We start from the raw sequence: 8,072 nt of genomic DNA on the forward strand, positions 1-8,072 counted from the left end.
TATCCATGACTACCTGGAAAAATAGCGGTGAAATCAGTGCCAGGATCTGTAATACAAAGGAAAATAAAAAGATTTCACCTAATAGTTGTTTATGTTTCAGAAATTCAGGAATAAACCAGCGAATATCAAACCGGGATTGTGGCTGTTTTATATCAAGCCATTTTCCGTTCCAGTTGGAAGACAGTTCATCGTACGGCAAAACTTCCGGCTTATCTTTATTAGCCTTTTGTATTAAACATTTTTCTTTATTAGTTTTGGCTAAAATGAAAGGTGCACCCTGATTATCAAAAAGGATTGCTGGTGTTTTTATTTTATCGAGTTTTTTAAATGTAACTGTCTTGGTTGAAATTCTAACATTATGCTCTTTTTCCATTTTTCTTAGCTCATCTTTATAAACAACTTTCTCATGATGAGATAAAGCCTTTTCATGACTTTTGTTATGTGGCTTATTCTCTGTGATGCTTAAATAAACCTTTATACATAATAACGTTAGTCTGTCATTTTGCTTCATTGTTAGATGTTCTAGTATTAACTGGGTGAGCGATGCTAACACTCGTGTAATATAAGTTCAATTGTAAAAAATAAAAATGAACAAAGTGTGATTTTTCATTGTTTTAACCTCATTTTAAAAGCGTCAATTTTTCAACTTTAGAGTAATTAATCTATGATAAGTTGATGTTTTTATTGCAATAAAAGTTTAAGGCTTTTTACTTTGTTTCTTGGTTGAAAGGAGCGTAATATCTTTCGGCTTTTTTTCTGTTGCAACAGAAAAAATAAAGAAACGGTATCGAAGATGATGTCATATTCATTATATTTTATAAGGTAGTCAATTATGTCTGAGAAGTTTGTACAAAGTGTTTCTAGCGTCAACTATAACAAGGGTGTTTTTTCATTGTACTTTGTTGGCCAAAATCAAAAAAACATGGCTAATGGCATTATGGCTGAAAATGATAATGAACTGGAATTTAAGCAAGTTGTTCACATGCCTGCTTCTGGCTTCATGTACATGGTGTCGATGATAAAAAATATGCTGGAAGACCCGCGTATGGAAGCTGAGTTTGAAAAGCTTGTAGCTGCTGGTTTTTTATCTGTTGGTGAAGATTCAAAAGCCGTAGAAAACAAAGGTGATACTCAAAATGTATTAGAAAAAAAGACAACAAGTAAGCGAACAACAAAAGCAAAAAAATAAAGTGGTACTTTAATGGTTGTTAGAGTTGATACATCTGAACTTAATAAAGAAGAACTCCATAAGGTTATAGTTGGGGTAATGTTGTTAAGTCAATATTCTCCACTCCATAAAAAATATACCGTTGCACAGTGGTATCAGAGAATTGTTCATTCTATTGAGTTAAATCAGTTCAGTTATTACGAATCAGAAAATTGTCGTCCAGTTGCATTTTGCAATTGGGCGTTTTTGTCTGAACAAAATAAAAAAGAAATTTTAAATGAAGGACGTCAAATCATTCACTCAGATTGGCAGTCGGGAAATCATGTTTTCATTCCTGAGCTGATAGCACCTCACGGGCATGTCCAGGAGGTTGTGGAGGATTTACGCAACCGAATTTTAAAGCCTTATAGAGGACAACGGGCAAGTACCTTCAGAATCAAAATTGACAAGAAAAACAGAAAGCTGGTGCGAGTTGCGCAATCTTTTTTAATTTGATGATTTATAAGGAATATTATGGGCGACGTTGTAGATTTTTTTGAAGACGTTGGTGATTGGGTCGTAGGAGCTGCCGAAGACGTCGGAGATTGGGTTGAAGGGGCCGTCGAAGATACTATCGATTGGGTGGAAAATGCAGCAGAGGATACTGCCGAGTTTTTCGAAAATGATGTCAAAGACTTTTTTGAAAATGATGTCAAAGATTTCATAGATGGAGTTGGTAGGAGTCTTGAGTTTTTCTTTACCGGAAGTATGGATGGAGACGATGGAGACAATACGCTTGTTGCCCTAGGTTTCGGCGGTACCATTAACGCTTATGGTGGTAATGACGAAATCGTAACCGGTGGTTTTTATGTCGACATTTACACCGGTTCCGGTGACGATAATGTTTATGGTGCTGGTGGTGGTATAGATATTACTGATACCGACGGTAATTTAGGCGTATATGGTGCTTCTGGAAGCTTGTCGGTCGATAAGACGGGCAATGGCAATATTGTCGTTGGACAAGCTTCTATTGCATCCGTTATCGACCATACCGGTGCCAACGGTGATTTAACGTTTGGTGGTGGTTCCGCCTATAACGAGTTAACTCGCAAAGGGCAAAGCGGCAATGTTTCATTTAAAGGGCTTGGTGGGTACAACGCCTTGTGGCATGAAACCAACCATGGCAGCCTTTCGTTTGAAGGTGCTGGGGCCGGTAATAAGCTTGATCGGACTTGGTTTGATCAATATCAGGGGTCTGGCGGTGATGTTACTTTTGACGGTGGCGGCGCTTCAAACATCATCAGCTCAAGAGTAGCGTCCGGCAATATTGTATTTAAGGGGGCCGGATTTTATAACGACATTGAGCGTGTCGGACAAAGCGGTGACATCAGTGTCAGCGGTGCCGGGGGGTATAACTCAATAAAGCGTACCCGCAACCACCAGGACGAATATGCCGCTACTCGGGGCAATATCCGTTTCGAGGGCTTTGGTGGATATAACAATATTCACTCTGATGTTGCTCATGGTAACATTAATTTTGCCGGGGCTGGCGGGTACAATGATATTACCCGTCAGGGGGCTGACAGTGAGACTTCGGGTGTAGCTCTGGCAACAGCTCGAGCTGAAGAGATAGTGTTAACCCGGGCGACGATGGGGGGCTCATGGATCCTGGAGTCTCAGCAGGTGACGGGGATTAAATCGAACCGTGAACCAAACACTTACCTCTTCGCCTTTGCTGACAGCACTTATACTAAAATAAATAAAGTGCAGTTGCGCAATGACCCTCAAACCGGCAAGTTAACGTATTACTCCACTGCTTGGTATAAAGAAGGTAACCACCTCACGGACCTAGCCAACCAGGATATCTCATCAGCATCGGGTTTTAATGCCGTTAATATCAATGGCGCTTATCGTCTGTCTAATCTCACCGTTGAACACCGCCAGACTTTCACAACTGAAGGCGTGGTGGATGACTTGACTGAGTATGAGTGGCATCCATATGCAGGTGGTGCCCACATTAATGCAGATGATGTCACGTTATCTGATGCCAAAATGAGCGGGTGGGCGATTCGGTACAACAAAGAACTTTTTGATGTGTCGGCCGTGAAGTCTAATCGTGGCAAGAATACTTATGTGTATGGAATGCTCGATGGCTGGCACACTAAAGTTGTTGTGGTTAAGTTAGCTAATGATCCTGAAACTGGTGCGCTCAAGTACTACGCAGAATCATGGTATAAGACCGGAGATTTCACCGCGGATCTAGCGAATGAAGATATCTCTGCCGCCAATGGCTACCATTCAATGTCAACTGGTGGCTATTCACTTAGCGATCACCATTACTCGGTTACTGGCGTTCGTAGTTCGTCCCAGCGTTTAGCGCACACAGAAGAATATAGTGATCAGACGTTGTTTACCCCTTCTACCTCTAGTGGTGAAAGTTCCGGTGATGTGAACTTTGAAGGTGGCGGTGCAGCGAATGTTATCCGTTCGAGTGTAACCAGAGGTGATGTTAACTTTGACGGTGGCGGTATTGCCAACGTTATTTTGCACAGCTCAAAGTATGGTAATACCGACTTTGAAGGAGGTGGTGGTGCCAATGTCGTTGTTAAGAGTGGGTTAGAAGGCGATTTAACGTTCCGTGGCGCAGGTCTTGCCAACGTACTGGTTCACCAAAGCCAGAAAGGTAAGATGGATGTGTATGCTGGCGGTGCGGTTAATGTGTTGGTGCGTATCGGTGATGGGCAGTATTTAGCGAACTTGCTGGCATACGGCAATATCTCTGTTCACAAGGGTAACGGTGATAGTCGAGTTGTGATGCTTGGCGGCTACAACACTCATACCCAGGTTGGCAACGGAAATGCGATGTGGCTTGCGGCAGGTGGGTTCAATGTGATGACCCATGTCGGTAAAGGCGATGTTGCTTCAGCTCTGGTTGGTGGCGCAAATGTGCTGACTAAATTTGGTAATGGTGATCTGATCTCCGGCATGCTTGGCGGTGCGAATATCATTACCCATATTAGCGACGACATGGAATCGTCTGATACCACAGCGATAGCATTAGGCGGTGCCAATATCCTGACTAAAAAGGGTAAGGGTAACTCGCTGGCTGTCATGGGCGGTGGTGCCAATGTCATGACCCATGTTGGTGATGGTTCTACAACTGGTGTGATGCTGGGTGGAGCGAATATCCTGACAAAAGTAGGCCACGGCAATACAACAGGCGTGATGTTGGGTGTTGGTAACGTGCTCACTCATGTCGGTGACGGTCAGACCATTGGGGTAATGGGAGCTGTTGGCAATATATTTACTAAAGTCGGTGATGGTACTTCTATTGCGGCCATGGTTGGTGGCGGTAATATTTTCACCCATGTCGGTGAAGGGGATGCCTGGGCGCTGATGGGCGGTGTGGGTAATGTCTTTACCAAAGTCGGTGACGGTAATGCTCTTGCTTTGATGGTTGCCGCTGCTAACGTCTATACCCATATTGGTGATGGTCTGTCAGTCGCTTTGATGGTAGCTAAAGGCAATATTGCGACCAAGATCGGTAACGGAACCACGATGGCGGCAATGGTCGGTGCAGCAAATATTTTCACTCACATCGGTGACGGCAATACATTTGCGGCAATGGTCGGTAAAGCAAATATCTTGACCAAAGTGGGTAATGAACTGACGGCTGGCCTAATGGTCGGTACTGCTAATATCTTTACCCATGTCGGTGATGGGACCAGCATTGGTTTGTTCGCCGGTAAAGCCAATATCATGACTAAAGTTGGCGATGGAACAACGTTGGCAGCGATGTTCGGAAAAGCAAACATCATGACCCATGTCGGCGATGGACTGACGGGGGTGCTGGCGCTAGGCGAAGCAAATATCGTAACTAAGGTCGGTGACGACTTTATGGGGGTAGTTGCGGCAGCTAAAGCGAACGTGGTTACCCATGTGGGTGATGCTACCACTGCAGCGGTGCTTGCCGGTAAAGGTAACATCCTGACTAAGGTCGGTGATGGAACCACGGTTGGATTGTTGTTATCAGACATCGGTAATGTGATGACCCATGTTGGTGATGGTATGACTCTGGGGTTTGCCAAAGGTAAGGCCAATATCATCACAAAAGTGGGTGACGGTTTAGGTGTTAATGCTGGTTGGGGTAACGCCAACGTCTTTACTCATGTCGGTGAGGGCGATCGTTATAACTTTGCCAAGGGTGAAGCTAACTTGATTACCAAGGTGGGTGATGGCCAGGAAGTGTCCGTTGTCCATGGTAAGGCAAATATCATTACCCACATCGGTGACGGTAATGATTATACCGGTGCCTGGGGTAAGGCGAATGTCATCACCAAAGTTGGTGATGGACGTAATGTCGTTCTGGCTAAAGGCGAAGCTAACATTGTTACTCAGGTGGGTAACGGTGACAGTTTTAATGCGCTGTGGAGTAAAGGCAACATCGTGACTAAGGTCGGCGATGGTATGCAGGTTACTGCCGCAAAAGGTAAAGCAAACATCGTTACCACAGTCGGTAATGGTTTAAGTGTGACGGCCACTTACGGTGATGCCAACATTAACACCAAAGTCGGTGATGGTATTTCCGTGAATGTGGCTTGGGGCAAGTATAACGTCAACACCAAAGTGGGCGATGGCCTCAATGTCGCTGTGATGAAAGGTAAGGCCAACGTTAATATCCATGTCGGAGATGGTCTGGGTATTAATGCCTCTTATGCGCAAAATAACGTCGCTATCAAGATTGGTAACGGTGATTTCTACAGCCTGGCGGTGGCTTCCAGCAATACTAAGAGCAATAAGCTGTCTTCGCTCTTCGATACGATTAAACAAACCGTATTGGGCGTAGGTGGTAGCCAGGCGATTAACTATTTGGTTCATGGTGACGATGCATCCTCGTCAGGTACCCGCAAAGGCCGTGGCGCAATTGCAACCCCGGAAATTACTAAGCTTGATGGATTCCAGATGGATGAAATCGAAGAGGTTGGAACAGACTTAGGCGATAATCTGGTTGGCGGAGTCAGTGATGTTAAAACCCCTGATTTGGATGTCATGCAAAATGATCTGGATGTTGATGAAGCATCTGATACCACGCAGAGTCCGAATTTGATCGTCAATGGTGATTTTGAACAAGGTGGTCATGGTTGGGGGGCAACAAACGGGATTGAAGCATCTTATGCTGCCGCATGTTATGGCAACAGTGACGATGGACATGGTTCACGGGTTAGTGAGCTGGATGTCGCGGGCAATACAAGCTTGTACCAAGACTTATCGAATCTGACTAAAGGGGAGCTTATCTCCTTGAGTTTTGATTTTGCAAATCGAGATCATGAAGCAATTACGAACAACGAAGGTTTCGAGGTTCTTTGGAACGGTGATGTTGTTTTCTCCTCTTCTGATGATGATGCCTCTTGGCAGCACAAAACATTAAAACTGACAGCACAGGCTGGCAGTAACCGAATTGAATTCAAAGGCACAGGCCTTAGCAATGGCGTGGGCTATATCTTGGATAATGTGGTTGCCAAATCCGAGATGTCAATGCAGACCAACGCAGTTAGTGAACATGCCGAGCAAAATGAAGCGGCGCAAAACGCAATGGGCGACAAAGCTCAGGCAGAAGCAGATCGCCAGCGCTTGGAACAGGAAAAAGAGAAGCAATTAGCGGCTGTTTCAGGATCACAAGCTCAGCTGGAATCGACTGATCAGGAAGCATTGGCTAGCAATGGTCAGGTGCAGAGAGAGGCGGTGAAAGGTGAATCTGATGCCGTTACAGAAGAGTTAACCGCAATGACCCAAGGGCTTGATAAGCTCGATGGACATAAGATGTACCAGGGCGAATCTGGTAACTCGTGGCGGGAACATTTTGCCGGAGGCATTCTTGATGATGTCGAGGCGCAACTTGATCAGTCTAAAGCTAAAACAAGCGAGTATTTGACCAAGTCACAGCAGCAGATTGCTGAAAGTAAGGATGACGCTAAAGATTCTGTGGCGAAATCTGAAGCGGGCGTGGCAAAAGGCGAGCAAAATCGCGCCGGAGCTGAGCAAGATATTACTGATGCGAAGGTTGAGGCTGATAATCGTAAAGCTGAAGCGCTTGCACAGCAAAACCGTGCGAAGGCTGCTGAAAATGAAGCACGTAGTGCCTCTGATGATGCTCGTTCCCGTGGCAAACAAGATAAATTGGCCGCTGAGAGTGAAGCGTCTCAGGTCCAAGCAGATGCTGAAGGGGCGAAGCAAAATGAAGGGGATCGTCCTGATCGTGAAGGCGCGTCAGGTAGCGGTTTATCTGGCAAGCAGTACCAAGGTCATGCGCAAGGTGACACAACAAGTCATGTTGATGCAGAGGGGCAATCACGTGCAGACGGCCGGTTTAGCGAAGGTTTGACCGATGAAGAACAGGATGCTTTGGATGGTGCGACACAGGCTGTCAATCGCTTGCAAATCAATGCTGGCGTTCGGGCCCAGAATACCGGTACTTCCATTACATCCATGTTTACGAAATCAACGGATAATGGTATTTCGGCTTCAGTTAAGCATGGTTCGCAGGATGTTCGCCGTAAAGAAATTCAGGTGTCAGGTGTCAATCTGGAAGGGTTAGGTGAGGTTAACGCTGCTGCTAAGTCTCAGTTAATGTCTGTTTCTGAGTTGCTTGATTCCGCATATGTGAAAGGCAAGGTTCGAGGTGAGAGTTATCAGAACGTTGTTGATGCTTTGGCTGACTACCATGCGGTTATGCAGGACACACCAGATCATGATGCAATAGATAAACTGACTAATTTACGCAAACAAGTTGAGGGTTACGTACTTGGTCATCCTGATTCTGGCCGTTTGCCTGCGATGAAATCGCTGCTGTCGCAGATAGAGGTCAGCCTTGATGAGTCATCAGCCCTTATGGCGGCTTCGGACGAGTCAATGAAGTCACCGGGTG

The 8,072-nt window shown here is 45.3% G+C and carries 4 protein-coding genes; 3 read left to right on the top strand and 1 reads right to left on the bottom strand.

Annotation, left to right across the window (positions count from 1 at the left end; all coding sequences use genetic code 11):
* Positions 1 to 511, bottom strand: a 511-nt coding sequence (locus tag C942_RS24120; RefSeq protein ID WP_036801837.1) for a cysteine peptidase family C39 domain-containing protein, incomplete at its 3' end; no start/stop codon positions are given.
* Positions 512 to 832: 321 nt separating this feature from the next.
* Between C942_RS24120 and rtxH the strand changes: the two genes are divergently transcribed.
* The 3 genes from rtxH to rtxA all read left to right on the top strand — a co-directional run.
* On the top strand, positions 833 to 1,189 hold the full coding sequence (gene rtxH / locus C942_RS24125) for a protein RtxH (RefSeq protein WP_007471563.1): 357 nt from the start codon (positions 833 to 835) through the stop codon (positions 1,187 to 1,189).
* A gap of 12 nt (positions 1,190 to 1,201) precedes the next feature.
* Positions 1,202 to 1,663 carry a toxin-activating lysine-acyltransferase gene (locus C942_RS24130; protein ID WP_007471565.1) on the top strand — a complete coding sequence of 154 codons (462 nt, stop codon included), beginning with the start codon at positions 1,202 to 1,204 and terminating at the stop codon, positions 1,661 to 1,663.
* A 252-nt stretch (positions 1,664 to 1,915) separates the two neighbouring features.
* Positions 1,916 to 8,072 (top strand): MARTX multifunctional-autoprocessing repeats-in-toxin holotoxin RtxA (gene rtxA, locus C942_RS24135; RefSeq protein WP_232428220.1); only part of this gene is annotated, 6,157 nt, incomplete at its 3' end.

The organism is Photobacterium marinum, assembly GCF_000331515.1.
Taxonomy (GTDB): Bacteria; Pseudomonadota; Gammaproteobacteria; order Enterobacterales; family Vibrionaceae; genus Photobacterium; species Photobacterium marinum.